14 protein-coding genes and 1 pseudogene are annotated in these 17,498 nt (G+C 64.3%); 9 read left to right on the top strand and 6 right to left on the bottom strand.

Annotated features, from left to right (window positions below):
- Nucleotides 1-3: 3 nt before the first annotated feature.
- From L632_RS0109145 to L632_RS22330, 4 genes are read left to right on the top strand one after another with little or no spacing between them, the layout of a single operon-like run.
- Nucleotides 4-1,740 (top strand): hydantoinase B/oxoprolinase family protein, encoded by a 1,737-nt coding sequence (locus L632_RS0109145; RefSeq protein WP_036697734.1) that lies wholly within the window; start codon nt 4-6, stop codon nt 1,738-1,740.
- Nucleotides 1,740-2,585, top strand: coding sequence for a sugar phosphate isomerase/epimerase (locus tag L632_RS0109140; protein WP_028716653.1), 846 nt, complete (start codon nt 1,740-1,742; stop codon nt 2,583-2,585). The genes L632_RS0109145 and L632_RS0109140 overlap by 1 nt, the downstream gene beginning before the upstream one ends.
- A 32-nt stretch (nt 2,586-2,617) precedes the next feature.
- The gene (locus tag L632_RS22335; protein WP_198021806.1) at nt 2,618-3,286 is read left to right on the top strand and encodes a TetR/AcrR family transcriptional regulator; all 669 of its coding nucleotides are present in this window, start codon (nt 2,618-2,620) and stop codon (nt 3,284-3,286) included.
- A gap of 42 nt (nt 3,287-3,328) precedes the next feature.
- Entirely contained in the window at nt 3,329-4,186 is an 858-nt protein-coding gene (locus L632_RS22330; RefSeq protein WP_036697732.1) for an EamA family transporter, read from the top strand.
- A 54-nt stretch (nt 4,187-4,240) separates the two neighbouring features.
- Here L632_RS22330 and L632_RS0109125 read toward each other — a convergent pair whose 3' ends face one another.
- Nucleotides 4,241-5,191, bottom strand: a complete 951-nt coding sequence (locus L632_RS0109125) for a LysR family transcriptional regulator (protein WP_084648078.1) — start codon at nt 5,189-5,191, stop codon at nt 4,241-4,243.
- Nucleotides 5,192-5,343: 152 nt separating this feature from the next.
- On the opposite strand from L632_RS0109125, the gene L632_RS0109120 reads away from it, so the two are divergent.
- On the top strand, nt 5,344-7,083 hold the full coding sequence (locus L632_RS0109120) for a GMC family oxidoreductase (protein ID WP_051476407.1): 1,740 nt from the start codon (nt 5,344-5,346) through the stop codon (nt 7,081-7,083).
- Nucleotides 7,084-7,160: 77 nt separating this feature from the next.
- On the opposite strand, the gene L632_RS22325 is transcribed toward L632_RS0109120, so the two are convergent.
- Entirely contained in the window at nt 7,161-8,147 is a 987-nt protein-coding gene (locus tag L632_RS22325) for a tripartite tricarboxylate transporter substrate binding protein (protein ID WP_051476406.1), read from the bottom strand.
- Nucleotides 8,148-8,490: 343 nt separating this feature from the next.
- Here L632_RS22325 and L632_RS22320 point away from each other — a divergent pair, with 343 nt between their 5' ends.
- A complete protein-coding gene (locus L632_RS22320) occupies nt 8,491-9,276 on the top strand; it encodes an HpcH/HpaI aldolase/citrate lyase family protein (RefSeq protein ID WP_051476405.1) in 786 nt (261 codons plus the stop codon).
- Between the two features lie 49 nt (nt 9,277-9,325).
- Here L632_RS22320 and L632_RS22315 read toward each other — a convergent pair whose 3' ends face one another.
- The 4 genes from L632_RS22315 to L632_RS23470 all read right to left on the bottom strand — a co-directional run bounded on the left by L632_RS22315 (nt 9,326) and on the right by L632_RS23470 (nt 13,043).
- Complete coding sequence (locus L632_RS22315) at nt 9,326-10,243, bottom strand: LysR substrate-binding domain-containing protein (RefSeq protein WP_084648076.1); 918 nt, start codon at nt 10,241-10,243, stop codon at nt 9,326-9,328.
- Between the two features lie 197 nt (nt 10,244-10,440).
- Nucleotides 10,441-11,133, bottom strand: a complete 693-nt coding sequence (locus tag L632_RS23475; RefSeq protein WP_051476403.1) for a GntR family transcriptional regulator — start codon at nt 11,131-11,133, stop codon at nt 10,441-10,443.
- 124 nt (nt 11,134-11,257) lie between these two features.
- On the bottom strand, nt 11,258-12,028 hold the full coding sequence (locus L632_RS22305) for an HpcH/HpaI aldolase/citrate lyase family protein (RefSeq protein ID WP_051476402.1): 771 nt from the start codon (nt 12,026-12,028) through the stop codon (nt 11,258-11,260).
- A 22-nt stretch (nt 12,029-12,050) separates the two neighbouring features.
- On the bottom strand, nt 12,051-13,043 hold the full coding sequence (locus L632_RS23470) for an RraA family protein (protein ID WP_084648075.1): 993 nt from the start codon (nt 13,041-13,043) through the stop codon (nt 12,051-12,053).
- Between L632_RS23470 and L632_RS22295 the strand changes: the two genes are divergently transcribed.
- The 3 genes and pseudogenes from L632_RS22295 to L632_RS25155 all read left to right on the top strand — a co-directional run.
- A complete protein-coding gene (locus tag L632_RS22295) occupies nt 13,030-15,420 on the top strand; it encodes a molybdopterin-dependent oxidoreductase (RefSeq protein ID WP_232220957.1) in 2,391 nt (796 codons plus the stop codon). The two genes, L632_RS23470 and L632_RS22295, sit on opposite strands and share 14 nt — an antisense overlap.
- 217 nt (nt 15,421-15,637) lie before the next feature.
- Entirely contained in the window at nt 15,638-16,144 is a 507-nt protein-coding gene (locus tag L632_RS23805) for a tripartite tricarboxylate transporter TctB family protein (RefSeq protein WP_198021805.1), read from the top strand.
- Between the two features lie 5 nt (nt 16,145-16,149).
- Nucleotides 16,150-17,409: pseudogene (locus L632_RS25155) on the top strand (tripartite tricarboxylate transporter permease); the annotation flags it as partial.
- Between the last annotated feature and the right edge of the window lie 89 nt (nt 17,410-17,498).

Below are 17,498 nucleotides of genomic sequence, written 5' to 3'. Positions count from 1 at the left end.
GCCATGGCCGAGATTTCCGCCAACGACCCGATTACCTTCGCCGTGCTGAAAAGCGCCGTCGAATCCATCGTGGACGACATGGCCTATACGGTGATGCGGACGGCGCGTTCGCCCATCGTCCGCGACGTGCTGGATTATTCGACCACCATGTGCGACGCCAAGGGCCGCATCCTGGCGCAGGCCAAGACCGTGGCGCTGCATCTGGGGGCCGTTCCCGACGCGATGGAGGCGCTGCTGGCGCGGTTCCAGGGCGATCTGCATCCCGGCGACGTCATCATCTTCAACGACCCCTATGACGGCGGCATGCACCTGCCCGACATCTTCATGTTCAAGCCGATCTTTCACGGCGACGAACATCTCGGCTTCTCGGTGGTGATCTGCCACCACTGCGACGTGGGCGGCCGCGTGCCCGGTTCGAATGCCAGCGACTCGACCGAGATATTCCAAGAAGGACTGCGGCTGCCGCCGCTGAAGCTTTATGATCGCGGGGTCCGCAACGACATCGTGTTCCAGATCATCGAGCGCAACGTGCGCCTGCCCGACCTGGTCATCGGTGATCTTGAGGCCCAGCTGGCGACCTGTGCGCTTGGCGAGCGCGAGTTGCTGCGCATCGTCGACAAATACGGTGCGCCGACCTTCAACCGGTTCCTGGCCGATTTCCTCGATTACGGCGAGCGCCTGACCCGCAACGAGATCGCCAAATGGCCCGATGGAAGCTACGAGTTCACCGATTACATCGACGGCGACGGCTTCGACCCGGCGCCGATCCCGATCAAGGTGACGATCACCGTCAAGGGCGACCATCTGGACGTGGATTTCACCGGCAGCGCGCCGCAGGTCAAGGGCGCGATCAACTCGACTCTGTCCTTCGTGAAGTCCGCGACCTATCTGGCGATTCGCTGCACGCTGGACAGCGAGGTGCCGAACAATTCCGGCATGTATCGCGCCATCGACATCGCGGCCCCCAAGGGCTGCTTCCTGAACCCGCATTTCCCGGCGCCGGTGGCGGCGCGCGCCCTGACCGGCTATCGCGTGGTCGATACCGTGCTGGGCGCGCTGGCCAAGATCGTGCCGACGCGCGTCGCCGCGGCGGGCGAGGGCGGCAACTCGGTGGTCTGCCTGGGCGGCTATGACAAGGACACTCGCCAGCCCTTCGTCATGGTCGACATGATCAACGGCGCCTTGGGCGCGCGCGCCAGCAAGGACGGCATCGACGCGATCACCAACCCCTCGCAGAACATGTCGAACATGCCGGTCGAGCTGATGGAATCGACCTATCCGATCCGCATCGAGGAATATTCGCTGCGCACCGATTCCTGCGGGGCGGGCAAGCAGCGGGGCGGGCTGGGCGTGGTGCGCCAGTATCGCCTGCTGGCCGAGGATGCGGTGCTGCAGCTGCGCGCCGACCGCTACGAGCATCGGCCCTATGGGCTGTTCGGCGGCAATCCGGCGGCACCCTCGCGCAACCTGCTGAGCCTGAACGGCGGCGCGTTCGAACTGCTGGACAGCAAGGTCACGCGCAATGTCGCAAAAGGCGACGTGATCCGGCACGAACAGGCCGGGGGCGGCGGCTATGGCGACCCGCTGCAACGCCCGCTGGAGCAGGTGCTGGAGGACGCGCTGGACGGCAAGATCACCCCGGCCTTCGCCCGCGAGCATTATCGCGTCGTGATCGAGGACGGCCGCATCGACGAGAAGGCCACGGCCGAACTGCGCAACCTGCAACCGGAGATGGTCTGATGCCCGATCTGCGCCGTTTTGCGATCAACCAGATCACCACGCGGGACTGGACCCTCGAACAGGCGGTGAACGGCTATGCCCGGCAGGGCGTCGCCGGGATCGGGGTCTGGATGGAATATCTGGACGCTGCCGGAATCGGTCAGGGCACCCGGCTGATCCGCGATGCGGGGCTGTTCGTGCCCTGCCTCTGCACCAGCGCCTGGGTCAATATCGCGGACAAGGGCGGCTTTGCCGCCGCCCTTGACGAAAACCGCCGCCGTCTGGATGCCGCCGCCGAGATCGGTGCGCCTTGCCTGGTCGTCGTGCCGGGCGGGCTGGCGACGGGCGAAAAGGATCTGGCGGCGGCGCGGTCGCGGGTGATCGGGGCGCTGGAAGAGCTTTTGCCCCATGCCCGCAAGGTGGGGGTCAAGCTTGGCCTTGAGCCCCTGCATCCGATGTATGCCGCCGATCGCAGCTGCCTCAACAGCTTCGCGCATTGCCTGGATCTTTGCCGCAGCCTGGGCGAGGGCACGGGCATCGTCGCCGATACCTATCATTGCTGGTGGGACGCCGGCTTCATGCCGGGGCTGCGCGAGGCGGGGCCGGAAAATATCCTGACCTTCCATCTCTGCGACTGGCTTGTGCCGACCCGCGATGTATACCATGACAGGGGCATGATCGGCGACGGCGTGGTCGACTTCGCGGCTTACAAGGCGCTTCTCGACGAGATCGGCTATGACGGCCCCTTCGAGATCGAGCTGTTCTCGAAGTTCGACTGGTGGCTGCGCGACGGCAACGAAACGGTCGCCGTTTCGGTCGAGCGTTGCGCGCCCTTCGTGGCGGAAAGGCAGAGGGAGCCGTGCTGAACGGCCCTTCGATGGAAGTGGTGGGAGGGCAGATGGCGGAGAAACCCGCTATCCGGGATGCGATCCGGACGCAGGAAAAGATCCTGGCGGCAGCGCAGGCGGAATTCGCGCGCCGCGGCTATGACGGGGCCCGCGTGGACGCCATCGTGGCCCGGGCCAAGGTCAGCAAGAACCTGCTCTACCACTATTTCCGCGGCAAGGAGGATCTGTATATCCGCATCCTCGAACGCACCTACGAGACGCTCCGCCGCCGGCAGAGCGACGTCCCGGTCAACGGGCTCGATCCGCTGAACGCGATGATCCGGCTGTGCGAGAACACCTTCCGGGTCTTCGTCGAAGAACCCGACGTGATCGTGATGCTGAACACCGAGAACCTGTATCGCGCCCGGCATATCGCCAAGTCCACGATCATCCGCAGCATGTATGACCGGCTGTCGGAAAACCTGCGCGAGATCCTGCGCCAGGGCGAAGAGCAGGGCGTGTTCCGCAAGGGCGTCGATCCGGTCGAGCTGTATATCTCGATCTCGGGCCTGGGCTATTTCTACCTGTCGAACCGGCACACGCTGTCGATGCTGTTCAACCGGAAACTGAGCGCCCCCGAGAATATCGAGCACCGCCAGGCGCATCTGGTCGACATGGTGATCAGCTATCTGACGCGCAAGCCCGAGCCCGGAGACTGGACGCCGGAACTGGCGCGCTGAACCCGGCGCGCCGGCAAGGATCATCCGACCGCGAGGATTGGCATGGCTGACCGGAATGCCGGCCGCTTCATCGGCACCGCCATCGGGCCGATGCTTTGGGGCACGACCTATGTCGTCTTTGTCCAGACATTGCCGACGGATCACCCCGTCCTGATCTCTGCCCTGCGGGCGCTGCCGGCCGGGCTTTTGATGCTGCTTCTGGTCCGGCGCCTGCCGCCGCTTCGCATCCTGTTTCCCGTCACCGTCCTGGCGCTGACCAATATCGGCTTGTTCTTCGCGCTGCTGCTGATCAGCGCCGCGCGGTTGCCGGGCGGGATCACCGCGACTCTGGCCGCCTGCCAGCCGCTGCTGGTCGCGCTGCTGGCTTGGCCGCTGCTGGGACGGCGGCCAAGGATGGGCCAGATGGGATTGGCGGTGCTGGGCATGGCCGGCGTCGGGCTGATGGTGCTGAACGGCGGCCTCGCCTTCGACCCGGCCGGCGTGCTGGCCGGGATCGGCGCGGCATTGTCCATGGCGCTCGGCATCGTGCTGATGGAGCGCTGGCGCGATCTTGCGCCGCCGGTGCAGATGACCACGTGGCAGCTGCTGATCGGCGGCGTCCTGATCCTGCCCTTTGCCTTGCTGGTCGAGGGCTTGCCCGCGCAGTGGGACATGCGGAACACCTTGGGTCTGGGCTATCTGGTGCTGTTCGCAACCGCCCTGGGCTATTGGCTTTGGGTGGGCGGGGTGCAGCGATTGGGCAGCCGGGTTTCCGTTCTGGCCTTTCTCAGCCCGGTGGTGGCATTGGTTCTTGGCATCGGCATCATGAACGAGACGCTGGATGCGCAGCAGGTGCTGGGCGTGGCGATGGTCTTCCTGTCCATCGGCCTTTCGGTAGGGAAAAATGCCTGTCCCCCTTAGGCATGAGCGGCGCAGTGCCAGCGTTAATCCGACATCGCAAAGGCCGCGGATGTTTCAGCAGGATGATGGGGTCGCAGCAATCGCTGCCCTGCGTGAGGCGCTTTCAGCGACGAAACGCTGCCGTGTCAGGGCAAGGAAATGCTCGTGCAGAGGGGAGAGATCGAAATTCCGCCGCCGGATAATCCCGATGTTTCGTTGAAAGTCGAAACCTTGAATCCGGAAACGTCCGATGCCGTCGAAACCGCGGCTGCCTGCGGTAAATTCGGGCACGATACTCAGCATGGATTGCCGGATGACCGCATATTTCAGCAGTTCGATGGAATCGGTGGCAAGGGAAACCACCGGAAAGCGGATGCCGGCAGAGGAGAATACGCTACGCAGCGCGCTCATCGCGGATTGCTCGATCAAGGGCATCGCCCAGGGATGACGGGCAAGCTCCTCGGGGTCGGCCTTCCTGTTTTCGACCGGGTGGCCGGCAGGGCATATCCCGATGAAACCGTCCGTCGACCAATGCTCATAGGCAAGCTCGTTCCGGCGATCCTCTTGCTGGATGCCGTTATACATCGCCAGCACGATATCGATCCTGTTTTCCGCCAGAAGCTTGCCCAGATGCCCGGCAAAGCCGGTGATGACCTCCAGCCGGGCATCGGGATAGCCGTCGCGGAAGGTCGCCAGGACGTCCTGTACGGATTCGACATAGGGCGTGCCGATCCCGGCGATGATGCGCCCCGAAGCGCCGGCCGACACATCGCCCATTTCCGCCGCCGCGCGCCGGGCATCGACCAGGATGCGCCGGGCGTAACGCTCGAACGCGATACCGTGCGGGGTGGGGCGCACGCCGCGGGAAAGCCGCTCGAACAGCGTGACACCAAGCCGATCCTCAAGGGTCTTGATGCTTTTGCTCAGCGCCGGCTGGGTGACATTCACTGTTAGCGAGGCCCTGAGAAAGCTCGACGTTTCCATGACCGCAAGGAAATGGACGATCTGGCGCAATGAGAAATCCATCCGATTTCCTCCAATTGTGATATTCCTATTGGTTATATATCTATGGCAAAAATGCAATTGTTATAATAACGCATTGCCTCCATGTTGCCTTCCAACGGGCAGCGAGAAGTGAGCCTGCTTCGCAATTGAAACGTCAGGCGAGGCCGAAACCCATGGGATCGAACCGACACCCCATCCGCGCTGCCGATATCGACGGGGCGCGCTTCGATATCGTGATCGTCGGCGCGGGCGCCGCCGGCAGCATCCTGGCTGCCCGTCTTTCCGAGGATGCGGCACTGAATATCGCGCTGATCGAGGCGGGCGGCGATCTGCCCCCGGGCGAGGAGCATCCCGACATTCTGGACCCGTTGCCAATCGCCTATGGGGTGGCGGGCCGGTCATGGTCCGAGCTGAGCGCGGACATCACCGTGCATGCGCGCAGCGCCCCGGCCCGGCGGACGAAGCGGTTCACGCAGGGCAGGGGAATCGGTGGCGGCTCGGCGATCAACGGCTCCTTCGCCTTCCGGGGGCAGCCCGAGGATTACGACGGCTGGGCGGCAGCCGGGGCCACCGGCTGGGGATGGCAGGAGGTGCTGCCCTATTTCCGCAAGCTGGAGACGGATCTGGATATCGACAACGCCCTTCACGGCTCGGACGGACCGATGATGATCCGGCGCGAGCGTCGCTCGGCTTGGTCGCCGTTTTCGGAGCATCTTGCCGGCGCGTTGCAGAAACAGGGCTATCGCTGGCTGGACGACTACAATGGCGAATTCGAGGATGGCTATGCCGCGCCGCCGATGGCCAATCTGCCGGAACGCCGGATACCGACCTCGACCGCCTATCTGACTGCCGAGGTCCGTCAGCGTCGGAACCTGACCATCCTGCCGGATACCGAGATGCGGGAGTTGATCTTCGAGGGCCGGCGCGCGACTGGCATTCGCGCGGCGCTGCCCGACGGGACGGCCCGGATCTTCGCGCGCGAGGTGATCTTGTCCTGCGGGGGGATCTTCACGCCCGCGCTGCTGCAACGCTCGGGGATCGGGCGGGCCGATCACCTGAAAAAGCTGGGGATCCCGGTCAGGGTGGACCTGCCGGCTGTGGGCGAGGGGCTGAAGAACCACCCCAAGCTGGACATCGCCTTTCATCTTCCCGATGCCTCGCGCCAGCGCGCCGATATCCGCAGCATCGGACAGGTTTGCGCGCGGCTGTCCTCGGGACGGCCGGGATGCATGCCGCATGACATGGGGCTGCTGGCCATCAACCGGACGACATGGCACGCGCTGGGACGGCAGATCGGTGCGCTGATGCTGGCGCTTTACCAGCCGAAATCGGCCGGGCATGTGCGGATAACCGGGATGCAGGGGCTGCCCTCCGAGATCGATATCGACTTCGCGCTGCTGGGTCACGACGATGACTTCCTGCGCATGCGCGACGGCTTGGCCTTGGCCTTGCGCCTGCTGGCGGGCGCGCAGGCGCGGGGCGTCATCAATACCGTCTTTGCGCCGAACCAGAAACTGGTCGCAAGGCTTCAGAAGCACAATACGGCCAATGCGGTCGCGGCCGGGATCATCGGGGGCATGTTCTCCAGCAGCCTGATCCGCAGGCTTGCCCTCGGGCCCGGGATCATCGAGCCCGAGGCGCTGGCCGAGGACGCCGAGGGGCTGGAGCAGATCGTCCGGCGCCACGCCAACCTGTCCCACCATGTCTGCGGCACCTGCCGCATGGGGGCGGAGGGCGACCCGAATGCCGTCCTGACGCCCGATTGCCGGGTGCGCGGGACCGAGGGGCTGCGCGTGATCGACGCCTCCATCTTCCCCGAGATTCCGCGGGCCGGGATGTTCGTGCCGGTGATGATGGCGGCCGAGAAGATGGCCGACCAGATCAAGCGGGAATGGCAGATACCGGCAGCATGAATGAAGGCCGAACCCTGGCAGGAGTTCGGCCTTTGATTTGCACCATATGCGGACAGGGCTCGCGGTCGGGCGGCCGCCTATCCGGTGGCAAAGCCGATCGCGCGCACCAGTTCCTGGACCGTGGCATATTCCTCGGTGATCCTGTCCGCGAATTCCTGGCGCGAGATCTTGACCGGGTTCACCATGTTGAGCTCCAGCGCCTTGAGAATATCGGGCGCAGACACGCAATCCTGGATGATCCGGTTCAGATCGTCGGCGATGTCGTCGGGGATTCCCGCTGGCCCCTGCATGCCATACCAGCCGAGCAGGCTTTTCATCCGCGGCAACCCGACCTCGGTCGAGGCGGGAATGCCGGGGAAGTTGGGGTCTTCGGCATCGCCCACCGACAGCAGGGGCCGTATGTACCCTTCCTTGTAGGCGCCCATGGCCAGGGCCGGGGTCGCGAAGCCCAGCTGAACGCGGTTGCTCATCAGATCGGGCAGCATCGCGCCGCCGCCCTTGTAATGGACCGCATCCATCTTGATCCCCGTTTCCAGCGCCAGAAGTTCGGAGGCGAGGTGCTGTTGCCCTCCGATGCCGCTGGTGCCGTAAAAGATGGGTGCGTCACCAGCCTGCCCGAGCCGGATCAGATCGTCGAAGGTTTCGGCGGCGAAGCGGGAACTGGCCCATAGAAGATAGGGCGATTCGCCCACCAACCCGACATGCGTGAGCCCCTTGATCGGATCGAGGTTCAGCGAGGGCGTGGTCGCGGGCAGCAGCACGATTTGCGACTGGGTCGAGGCCAGAAGATGATAGCCGTCGGCCGGCTGTTTCGCCACCGCTTCCCAGCCAAGCGCGCCATTGGCCCCGGGCCTGTTCTCGACGATGGCCGGGCCGGGGAAGGTGTGGCCCAGATAGCCCGAAACCAGACGGGCGATGATATCGGCCAGCCCTCCGGGCGTATAGCCGCATGTCAGCGTGAACTGCTTCGAGGGGAAGGATTGGGCGAAAGCCATTCCTGTCCCCGACAGGCAGGCCGCGGCCAGGCTGCCGGCGATCAGGCCGCGTCGAGAAATTTCCGTCATTGTTTCCTCATCGGTAATGGATAAGCTTCATGGGGTGGGCCTTATCCGGTTATTTGAAACAGGACTCATGCGCATTCAGTTGGAAAAGCATGGTTCCAAGTGAATGAATCGGTTCCCCTTTCGCATCTTTTGCATATTAACTTCTGTCCGTTTCCAAGGATGGAAAAAATTCTCAGGCAGGGACAAAATTTATTTGTCGCGAAAATCTTTCAAAGCAGGATTGCCTGGAGTGCTCGCAGCATGGAGTCGGAGGATAAATCTTCCCTCTATTGAATTTATTTGACTTGGATCATCTATGGGAACGGTGATCCATAGGAACAAATTCCAACCGCAGAGGCTTGAGATGAACAGTCGGAATGAACGGACCGGGTTTCGCCGGCGTATCCTGGACGGTGAGAAACTTCTGGGAGCGTTCTGCCCCGCCCCCAGTCCGGAACTGATCGAGGTCGCAGCCTATTCCGGCTTCGATTTCGTCGTGATCGATGCCGAGCATGGGCCGATCACCATCTCGGACGTGGTCCATATGACCCGCGCCGCCCATGCGGCGGGGGCGCCGGTGATGGTCAGGGTGCCGGAATACAGCGGCGAGTTCATCATGCGTTCGCTGGATGCGGGGGTGGATGGAATCCTGGTGCCGCAGGTCGAGACGGCCGAGGAAGTGCAAAGGATCTTCCAGGCAATGCATTATCCGCCGGTCGGGGTGCGGGGCCTGGCCTTCTATGCCCGGGCGCATGGTTTCACGCGCAGAAGCGGCCCCGGCGTGATCCAGAGCGCGAACGAGCATGTCCTGACTTCGGTATTGGTGGAAACGCCGAAGGGTGTCGAGAATATCGACGAAATCATGGCAGTCGAGGGGCTGGACATGGTGCTGATGGGCACGGGCGATCTGGCCGCCAATATCGGCTACGGTCCCGAGACCGTGATGAAGGTGGACGACGCCGTGACCCGCGTGGCGGAAGCCGGCAAGCGTCACGGCGTGACGACCGCCATTGCCGTTCAGTCCTCGGAGGATGCGGCGAAATTCGCGCGGCGCGGCTACAAGGTCGTGGTGACCGGCATGCTGCCGCATCTGCTGCGCTTCTGCAGCGATTTCGTGGATGCCGCGCGCAAGGCCATGGCTGGGGGTTGATCCAGACCCTCCCGCCCGGCGGCTGGTCGCCGTCAGGCGGGGACAGGACTCATGCAGCCACCAGCGTCCCGGAATGCTCCGCTTCGCGTTGAAGCCAGGCCCAGAATTGCGCGACCGGCTTCAGGTCGAAATTGGCCGAGGTGCAGACGAAATCGTAGGTTCGCTTGCTGCGGTCGGAATAGTCGAACGGGTTGACCAGTTCGCCGCGTGCCAATTCGCTTTGGACCAGCACATCCTTGGCCAGCGCAACGCCATGTCCGTCGGCGGCATAGCGATAGGCGGTGAAGTTGTTGCTGAAGCGGATGCTGTCGCTGGTGTCGATGGGGCCGTGCCCGGCACCGCGCAGCCAGCTGTTCCAGTCCACGCCGTCGACCTGCTTCAGCCCTTCGTCGTGCAGCAGAGGGTGCTTGTGCAGGTCGGACAGGCTGCGGATCGCGTTCGGGCCGGTCAGCAGCTTGGGGCTGCAAACGGCGATGATCCGGTAGCCCAGGAAGGGGCGGCGTTCCAGGAAGGGCGGGGTCTCGGCGCTGCAAACGATGCCGATATCGCTGGTCCGCCAGCTTTTTTCCGACGTGACCGGACGGATCGAGACGGAAAGTTCGATCTTGCGCGTCGACTGGAAGCTTGCGATCCGGGGGACCAGCCATTGCGCGGCGAAAGAGGGCGGCGCCACCACCGACAGGCGGACACGATTGTCCGGGGTCGAGACCTTTTGCGACACGGCCCGGATCAGGTCGATGGCCTGGTTGGAGCCGACGAAGAACGTCTCGCCCGCCGGGGTCAGGCAAAGGGCCGAGCCCTTGCGGATGAAAAGATCGACGCCCAGCCAGCGTTCCAGCGCCCGCACCTGATGTGTCACCGCCGCCGGAGTCACGCATAGCTCATTGGCGGCTTCGGTGATGCTTTCGTGACGCGCGGCCGCCTCGAATGCACGCACTGCCGTCAGCGATGGCAAGCTCGTCGTCATGTCAGTTTCTCCTTTGCCGGCGCGGCGCGGCAGATGGTGCGCGCGCTTGTCTGTGAGTCTGGCCAGGGCCCTGCGAGCTGCCGGTCAGGATGGTTGTTCCGGAATAATAACGACAGAAATGATCGTCTTTATCAAGGGAAGGAAACCGTCTCAATCCATCGGGACAAGGGAATATTTTTCGCTGCATGGCCCTGCTTTCATGTGCGGGCGGCATTCGCCCGGAACTTTCCCATCCGCTCGCAAAAGAACCGCATGCCATTGGCGATATGGGATTCCAGCAGGGCGGTTGCCTTGTCCACGTCGCCCTCTTCGCTGGCCTGCACGATCATCTCGTGCTTTCTCAGCGATCCCATCACGGTTTCGGCGTCGTGCTGGATGCGGTTGCGCAAAGCCGCAAGCCTGCCGCCGACACGTCGATAGGCCTCGATCAGGAACCGGTTGCGGGACCTGGACAGGATGGTTTCGTGAAAGCTGGTGTCCAGAACGCCGTAAGCCTTGCCGTTCCTGGTGACGATGCTGGCTTTCATCTCTTCCAGCAGGGCGTTCAGTTGCGCGCAGAGCCCTGCCGCATCCGATTTCAGCGCCGCCCGAAGCGCGGCGGTTTCCAGAATCGCGCGATAGTCGCCCAGTTCCTCGAATTCGGCTTCGTCCATGTCAAAGACGAAGGCGCCCCGAAACGGGACGATCTGGACAAGGTTCTGGCCTTGCAGCTCGATCAGGGCTTCGCGCACCGGCGTCCGGCTGACCCCCAGGCTTTCGCACAGGGCTTTTTCGTTCAGCGTCATGCCAAAGGCGAATGTGCCATCGATGATGGCGTCGCGCAGCGTCAGGGCGACATTTTCCTGGGTCGAAAGCCGCCGCAATTTCAGGCCGTTTCCCGCCTGCACCATCCTGGACCCCTCCCGAACGCAGCTTACTCGACAAAATATTGCATACAATATTTTTGAGCAACATTCAAACGATTCTGATGCCGCCTCTCAGGGGAGATGCTGAATCCGTGGAAAAGAGGCGCCTTCAGCCCTGCTTTGCACGACTGACGAAATCCCGCCCCGCCCCCACGACCATCGCCATCGGGGGCGAGATCACCAGATGCGCGCCATCGGCAAAAGCCTGACGTGCACCTTCGGCATCCGAGGCCGAACAGGCCACCCATTTGCCATGGGCGCGGGCGCATTCGGTGACCTTTCGGGTGGCGGCAAGCACCTCGGGATGCTTGCGTTCTCCGGGCCGGCCCATGCTGGCCGCCAGATCGCCCGAGCCGATAAGCACGGCGTCGACGGCGGGCGAGGCGGCGATGGCGTCGACCGCCTCGATGCCGGCCATGGTCTCGACCATCGCGCCGCAAATGATCTGGGCATTGGACGCCGCCACGAAGTCGCGCGGTGCCATGTCGATGCCGTAATTCGCGACGCGGGTGATGGTCGTCAGCCCGCGGCTGCCCTCGGGCGGGTATCGCATCGCGACACCGGCGGCCTCGGCCTCTTGCACGGACTGGATATGCGGCACGAAGACTCCCTCCGCGCCCATGTCCAGGAATTGCTGGATCGCATGAGGCACGCCCGGCGCGCGCGCCAGGACGCTCATGCCGCCGGCCTGCGCGGTGCGCAGCATGATCTCGCATTGCATCGGGTTCAGGATGCCGTGCTCGCCGTCCAGCATGATGAAATCGAAGCCGGACAGGGCCAGCATGTCCACGAACCAGGGGCTGTCGAAATTGATCATCGTCCCCAGCGCGGGCTCTCCGGCTTCGAGTTTCGAGCGCAGGCGCTGGGTGCCTATCATCATCTCGGGACCCCTTCTTCGTGCATCAGCGCAGGCGATAGCGGCACGCGGCGTCCGACAGGGAGAGCCCCTGTCGCAGGCTTTCCTGCATCTCCTGCTCGGCGTCGCAGATCTCGACCGCGCGCATCCAGACCATTCGGAGGTCCTTCTCCCCGACGACCACGATGCCGTCCGTATCTCCCAGGATCAGATCGCCGGGCTGGACCCGAACGCCGCCGCAGATCACCGGTTCATCGACCGAGACGCTGACGAGGTTGCCTTCGGACGGGATGAGCGAGCGGCCTGCCGCAAAGGTGCCGAAGCCGAGCGCCTCGATCTCGACCGAATCGCGGATCGCGCCGTCGGTCACGACGCCCGCCGCCCCCAGCGCCATGGCGCGAAGGGCGAGGTTGTCGCCGAACGTGCCGATATGGCCGGCATTCTGGGTCGCGATGACCAGCACCTCGCCCGACGAGAGCGAATCCACCACTGCATCCAGGCTGGCTCCGCAGGGCGCGGCCTCGTCCCCGTCCGGGGTGTTTCGTGGACGGGGAATGCGGCCAAGCGTCCGGGCGTAGCCGATGATGCGCGGTCCGGCCATCTGGCGGATCGCGGGATCCATCACGCTGCAGGGCAGGCCAAGGCGATACATTGCGTCCACGACGCAGGACAGCGGCAGGGGGGCGAATTCGCGCAGGAAGCCCTCGGTATCCCATTCCGTCGTCAAATGCCTGACCATATTTCGCGCCCAAATCAATTCCTGCTGTCCGTCGTGCCGCAATCCCCCCGCATCAGACAACTCAAATAAATTCAGCGCGAGCGAAAAACATTCAGCCAATTCCGATTCCCTGTCGAACCATATTTCAGGGGCGTTGAAATTTTTTGCGAAAGCGGCGATGCGCGCCGTGCTATCGCTGCGGAAATGTCCGGTGGCGGGCTGGTGACAGCTGCGGCGATCAGCCTGCGATGCCCTTGGTTTCCTGCCCTGTTGCTGTGACAGTTCCTGAATCGAAGAGATCGAGGACATGATGCTGCCCATTCCCGACAGGCTTCTGACCGTGACCCATTGGGGGATCTACCGGGCCGAGATGCGCGATGACCGGCCGTCGCGTCTGGTCCCGGCCGGTGATGATCCCGATCCCTCGCCGATTGCCGAGGGGATGCTGGACGCGCTGCACAGTCCGGCAAGGATCCTGAGGCCCGCGGTCCGGCACTCCTTTCTGGAAGGGAAAACGGGGCCGGGTCGCGGGGCCGAGCCTTTCGTCGAGGTGTCCTGGGACGAGGCGCTGGACCTGGCCGCCAGCCATCTTGCCCGGATCAGGGACGAACACGGCAATCGGTCGATCTTCGGCGGCTCTTACGGCTGGTCCAGCGCCGGGCGCTTCCACCATGCGCAAAGCCAGGTCCACCGTTTCCTCAACATGATGGGCGGCTATACGCGCTCGGTCCAGAACTACAGTTTCGCGGCGGCGGATGTCATCCTGCCGCATGTCACCGGGGATGCGCGGGGGTTGTCCAGGGATCACACGCTGCTGCGCGACATCGCCCGACATACCGAACTGCTGATCACCTTCGGGGGGATTGCCGCGAAGAACGCGCAGGTCAGCGCGGGCGGGCTGCTGCGCCATATCCTGCCCGGCTCGGTCGCCGAGGCCGAGCGCAACGGCGCCCGACTGGTCAATATCAGCCCCATCCGCGACGATATCGAGGGGCCGCACAAGGTCGACTGGCTGCCGATCCGGCCCAATACCGATGTGGCGCTGATGCTGGGGCTTGCCCATGTGCTGGCCAGCGAAGGGCTGCATGACCGGGCCTTTCTGGACAGCCATGCCACCGGATACGACCGCTTCGAGGCCTATCTTCTGGGCCGGACCGACGGCACGCCGAAAACCCCGGAATGGGCGGCGGCCATCTGCGGCGTTCCGGCCGACCGCATCCGCGCGCTTGCCCGCGCCATGCCGCGCCACCGCACGATGATCATGATGGCCTGGTCGCTGCAACGCGCCGACCATGGCGAACAGCCCTATTGGATGGCGATCACGCTGGCTGCGATGCTGGGACAGATCGGCCTGCCGGGCGGCGGCTACGGTTTCGGGTATGCCTCGGTCGGCGGGATCGGTGCGCCGGCGGCGGCCGTCAAATGGCCCTCGCTGCCACAGGGCCGGAATCCCGTGGACGAGTTCATTCCCGTCGCCCGCATCGCCGACATGCTGCTGCATCCGGGCGAACCCTATGACTATAACGGCCAATCGCGCATCTATCCCGATATTCGCGCGATCTATTGGGCGGGCGGCAACCCGTTCCACCACCATCAGGATCTGAACCGGCTGCGCAGGGCATGGCAGAAGCCCGAACTGGTGATCGTCAATGATTCCTGGTGGAACCCGATCACGCGGCACGCGGATATCGTCTTCCCCGTCGCCACCGCGCTGGAGCGCAACGATATCGGCTGCTCGTCGCGCGACATCTTCATTTCGCCCTCGCACAAACTGGCCGAACCGGCGGGCGAGGCGCGATCCGATTACGACGTCTTTGCCGCCCTGGCCGAACGGCTGGGATGCGGGCGGGCCTTTACCGAGGGCCGCGACGAAGAGGGCTGGTTGCGCCATCTCTATGGTCTTGCCTGCGACGAGGCCGCGGCATCCGGCGTCAACATGCCCGATTTCGACACCTTCTGGCAGGGAGCGCCGCTGGAACTGCCCGAGGCTGCCGAACAGCCCCCCTTGCTGGCCGCATTCAGGGCGGACCCGCAGGCGAATGCCCTGCGCACGCCTTCGGGCCGGATCGAGATCCATTCCCCGGTCATCGAAGGCTTCGGCTATGCGGATTGCCCGGCGCATCCGGCATGGCTGGAGCCGTCGGAATGGCTGGGCTCGGAGAAGACGCGCGACTATCCCCTGCATCTGCTGTCGAACCAGCCCAAGACGCGGTTGCACAGCCAGTATGACGTCGGCAGCCATTCGCGCGCCAGCAAGATACGGGGGCGCGAGCCGATGCGGATGCATCCGGGCGATGCCGCCGCGCGCGGAATCCGCGAGGGCGATGTGGTGCGGGTTTTCAACGGACGGGGCGCCTGTCTGGCGGGCGTCACCCTGTCCGACGCGCTGATGCCGGGCGTCGTGCAGCTTTCGACCGGCGCGTGGTATGATCCCGACGATCCCGCCGCCGAAATGCCTCTGGAAAAGCATGGCAATCCCAATGTGCTGACCCGCGATGCGGGCACCTCCGGGTTGGCACAGGGTCCAAGCGCCAACAGTTGCCTGGTCGAGGTCGAGCTCTTCCGCGATCGGGTCCCCGCCATCACCGCCTTCGAGCCGCCCGAGTTCCGGCAGGCGCGGTCCCAGCGGCGGCTGCCCGCGGATGCGATCGGGAAGCGGATGGGGTCAAAAACTTTCAGGCATCCTGAAATCAGTTGAATTGGCTGATGTAACGGGCCGGGCCCATAGTCGGCCTGGTGAACGAATGGCGCGGGAGCGTGTTCCGGCTGTCCGGGCCGTCGGAAGGAAAGGGAATAATTCCGGCTCGTCAGGATGGCTTCAAGCCCATGGCCGGGCCGCAGAATTCACCGGCCGCCCGCCCGGCCAGGGTGCCAGGCGCTCCGGCAGGGGCCGGAAAAAGAGGGAGGAACTCTTGATGATTGCCGAGCAAGACGGCGCAAAAAATCCCAGGCCGGACCCGCAACTGGTCATGAGATGGGACCGCACGCATCTGATAGGCGGCGCGATCCAGTCCCTGATCGGCCTCGGCGCTCTTTATGTCGCGTCGGGCTACAGTTTCGGATCCTCGGTCCAGATGGGGCCCGGCTATTTCCCCCGGATCCTCAGCGTGATCTTCGTCGTCCTGGGGCTGATCACCATGGCGACGGGGCGGCGCGCCGTCCTGCCCAGCGAAATTGCCGCAGAGAGGCGGCCGCTGAACTGGCGTCCGCCTTTGTTCATTTTCGGAAGCATCCTTCTGTTCCTGCTTCTGATCGACCGCGCAGGCTTCGTGGTGACGATCTTCGCGGTGACGGTGTTCGCGCGTCTTGCCGACCGCAACGTGAGCTGGAAGTCCACCTTGGTCGTGGCCGCGGTCACGACGGCGCTCAATGTCCTGATCTTCATCCTGGGGCTTGGAATGCCTCTGAAGGTCTGGTGGTAGTCGCGATGGAAAACCTGATCTCCAACCTTGCGACCGGTTTTGCCACCTCCATGACCCCCGCGGCGCTGATGTATTGCTTTGCCGGGGTGTTCCTGGGCACCTTCACCGGGGTCCTGCCCGGCATCGGGGCGATGGCGGCGATTTCGATGATGCTGCCGGTGACCTTCTACCTGGAGCCCACCCATGCGCTGGTCATGCTGGCGGGCATCTTCTACGGCGCCGAATATGGCGGCTCGACGGCGGCCATCCTGCTGAACCTGCCGGGAACGACCTCCTCGGCAGTCACCTGCCTCGACGGCAACCCGATGGCGCGTCAGGGCCGGGCGGGGGTGGCGCTGCTGGTCTGCGCGCTGTCCTCCTTTGTCGGCGGCAGCATCGGCATCGTCGCGATCACGCTTCTGTCGGGGGTCATCTCGCAATTCGCGCTGGCCTTCGGGCCTGCGGATTACTTCTCGGCAATGTTGCTGGGACTGATCGCCGCATCCTCGATGACGGAGGATCCGCCGGTCAAGAGCGCCAGCACCATCGTTCTTGGCCTGCTGCTGGGGACGGTGGGCGCCGATGTCGAAACCGGCATCGCCCGGTTCACGTTCGGCTCGATCTCGCTTTACGATGGGCTGAGCATCGTGGCGATCGCAATGGGGCTGTTCGGTCTCCCCGAGATCATCAGCGCGATCCAGCAGGGCGACGGCTATGTCAGGCAAAGCCGCGTCACCCTCCGCTCGATGGTTCCGACGCGAGAGGACGTGAGGCGGAGCGTGGGTCCGACACTGCGCGGATCGGGACTGGGCGTGTTCTTCGGCGCGCTGCCCGGCACCGGTCTGTCGGTGGCCTCGTTCCTTTCCTATGCGCTTGAGAAAAGGGTCGCGAGGGACCCGAGCCGGTTCGGCAAGGGCGCGGTCGAAGGGATCGCGGGACCTGAACCGGCCAATAATGCCGCGGCGCAAGCGTCCTTTATTCCCACGCTGACCCTGGGAATTCCCGGCAGCGCGACGATGGCGCTGATGCTCGGTGCGCTGATGATCCACGGCATCGCGCCTGGGCCGGGCCTGATCCGCGACCACCCCCAGATGTTCTGGGGTCTCATCACCAGCTTCTGGGTCGGCAACCTGCTGCTGCTGGTGCTGAACATTCCGATGGTGGGGGTCTGGGTGCGCCTGTTGCAGATCCCGTTCAGCTACATGTTCCCCGCCGTCATCGGCTTCGTCTGCGTCGGCGTCCTCAGCGTCATGTTCAACTCTTTCGACGTCGGCCTGCTGCTGGTTGCCGGGATACTGGGATTTGCCATGCGGGCTTTGCAATATTCGCCGGCACCGCTTCTTCTGGGGTTCATCCTGGGACCGCTGATGGAGGA

This window comes from Paracoccus sp. J39 (genome assembly GCF_000518925.1).
In the GTDB taxonomy this organism is placed as follows: Bacteria; Pseudomonadota; Alphaproteobacteria; order Rhodobacterales; family Rhodobacteraceae; genus Paracoccus.
This window is presented reverse-complemented; position numbering and strand designations above follow the sequence as displayed.

What these genes read in the sequence shown, in the direction of transcription:
- L632_RS22330 (WP_036697732.1), top strand. Translation starts at nt 3,329, where the DNA reads ATGGCTGACCGGAATGCCGGCCGCTTCATCGGCACCGCCATCGGGCCG.
- L632_RS23470 (WP_084648075.1), bottom strand. Translation starts at nt 13,043, where the DNA reads ATGGGCAGCATCATGTCCTCGATCTCTTCGATTCAGGAACTGTCACAG.
- L632_RS22305 (WP_051476402.1), bottom strand. Translation starts at nt 12,028, where the DNA reads ATGATGATAGGCACCCAGCGCCTGCGCTCGAAACTCGAAGCCGGAGAG.
- L632_RS23475 (WP_051476403.1), bottom strand. Translation starts at nt 11,133, where the DNA reads ATGGTGCAGGCGGGAAACGGCCTGAAATTGCGGCGGCTTTCGACCCAG.
- L632_RS0109125 (WP_084648078.1), bottom strand. Translation starts at nt 5,191, where the DNA reads ATGGATTTCTCATTGCGCCAGATCGTCCATTTCCTTGCGGTCATGGAA.
- L632_RS22335 (WP_198021806.1), top strand. Translation starts at nt 2,618, where the DNA reads ATGGCGGAGAAACCCGCTATCCGGGATGCGATCCGGACGCAGGAAAAG.
- L632_RS22325 (WP_051476406.1), bottom strand. Translation starts at nt 8,147, where the DNA reads ATGACGGAAATTTCTCGACGCGGCCTGATCGCCGGCAGCCTGGCCGCG.
- L632_RS0109145 (WP_036697734.1), top strand. Translation starts at nt 4, where the DNA reads ATGGCCGAGATTTCCGCCAACGACCCGATTACCTTCGCCGTGCTGAAA.
- L632_RS22295 (WP_232220957.1), top strand. Translation starts at nt 13,030, where the DNA reads ATGATGCTGCCCATTCCCGACAGGCTTCTGACCGTGACCCATTGGGGG.
- L632_RS0109140 (WP_028716653.1), top strand. Translation starts at nt 1,740, where the DNA reads ATGCCCGATCTGCGCCGTTTTGCGATCAACCAGATCACCACGCGGGAC.
- L632_RS22320 (WP_051476405.1), top strand. Translation starts at nt 8,491, where the DNA reads ATGAACAGTCGGAATGAACGGACCGGGTTTCGCCGGCGTATCCTGGAC.
- L632_RS0109120 (WP_051476407.1), top strand. Translation starts at nt 5,344, where the DNA reads ATGGGATCGAACCGACACCCCATCCGCGCTGCCGATATCGACGGGGCG.
- L632_RS23805 (WP_198021805.1), top strand. Translation starts at nt 15,638, where the DNA reads ATGATTGCCGAGCAAGACGGCGCAAAAAATCCCAGGCCGGACCCGCAA.
- L632_RS22315 (WP_084648076.1), bottom strand. Translation starts at nt 10,243, where the DNA reads ATGACGACGAGCTTGCCATCGCTGACGGCAGTGCGTGCATTCGAGGCG.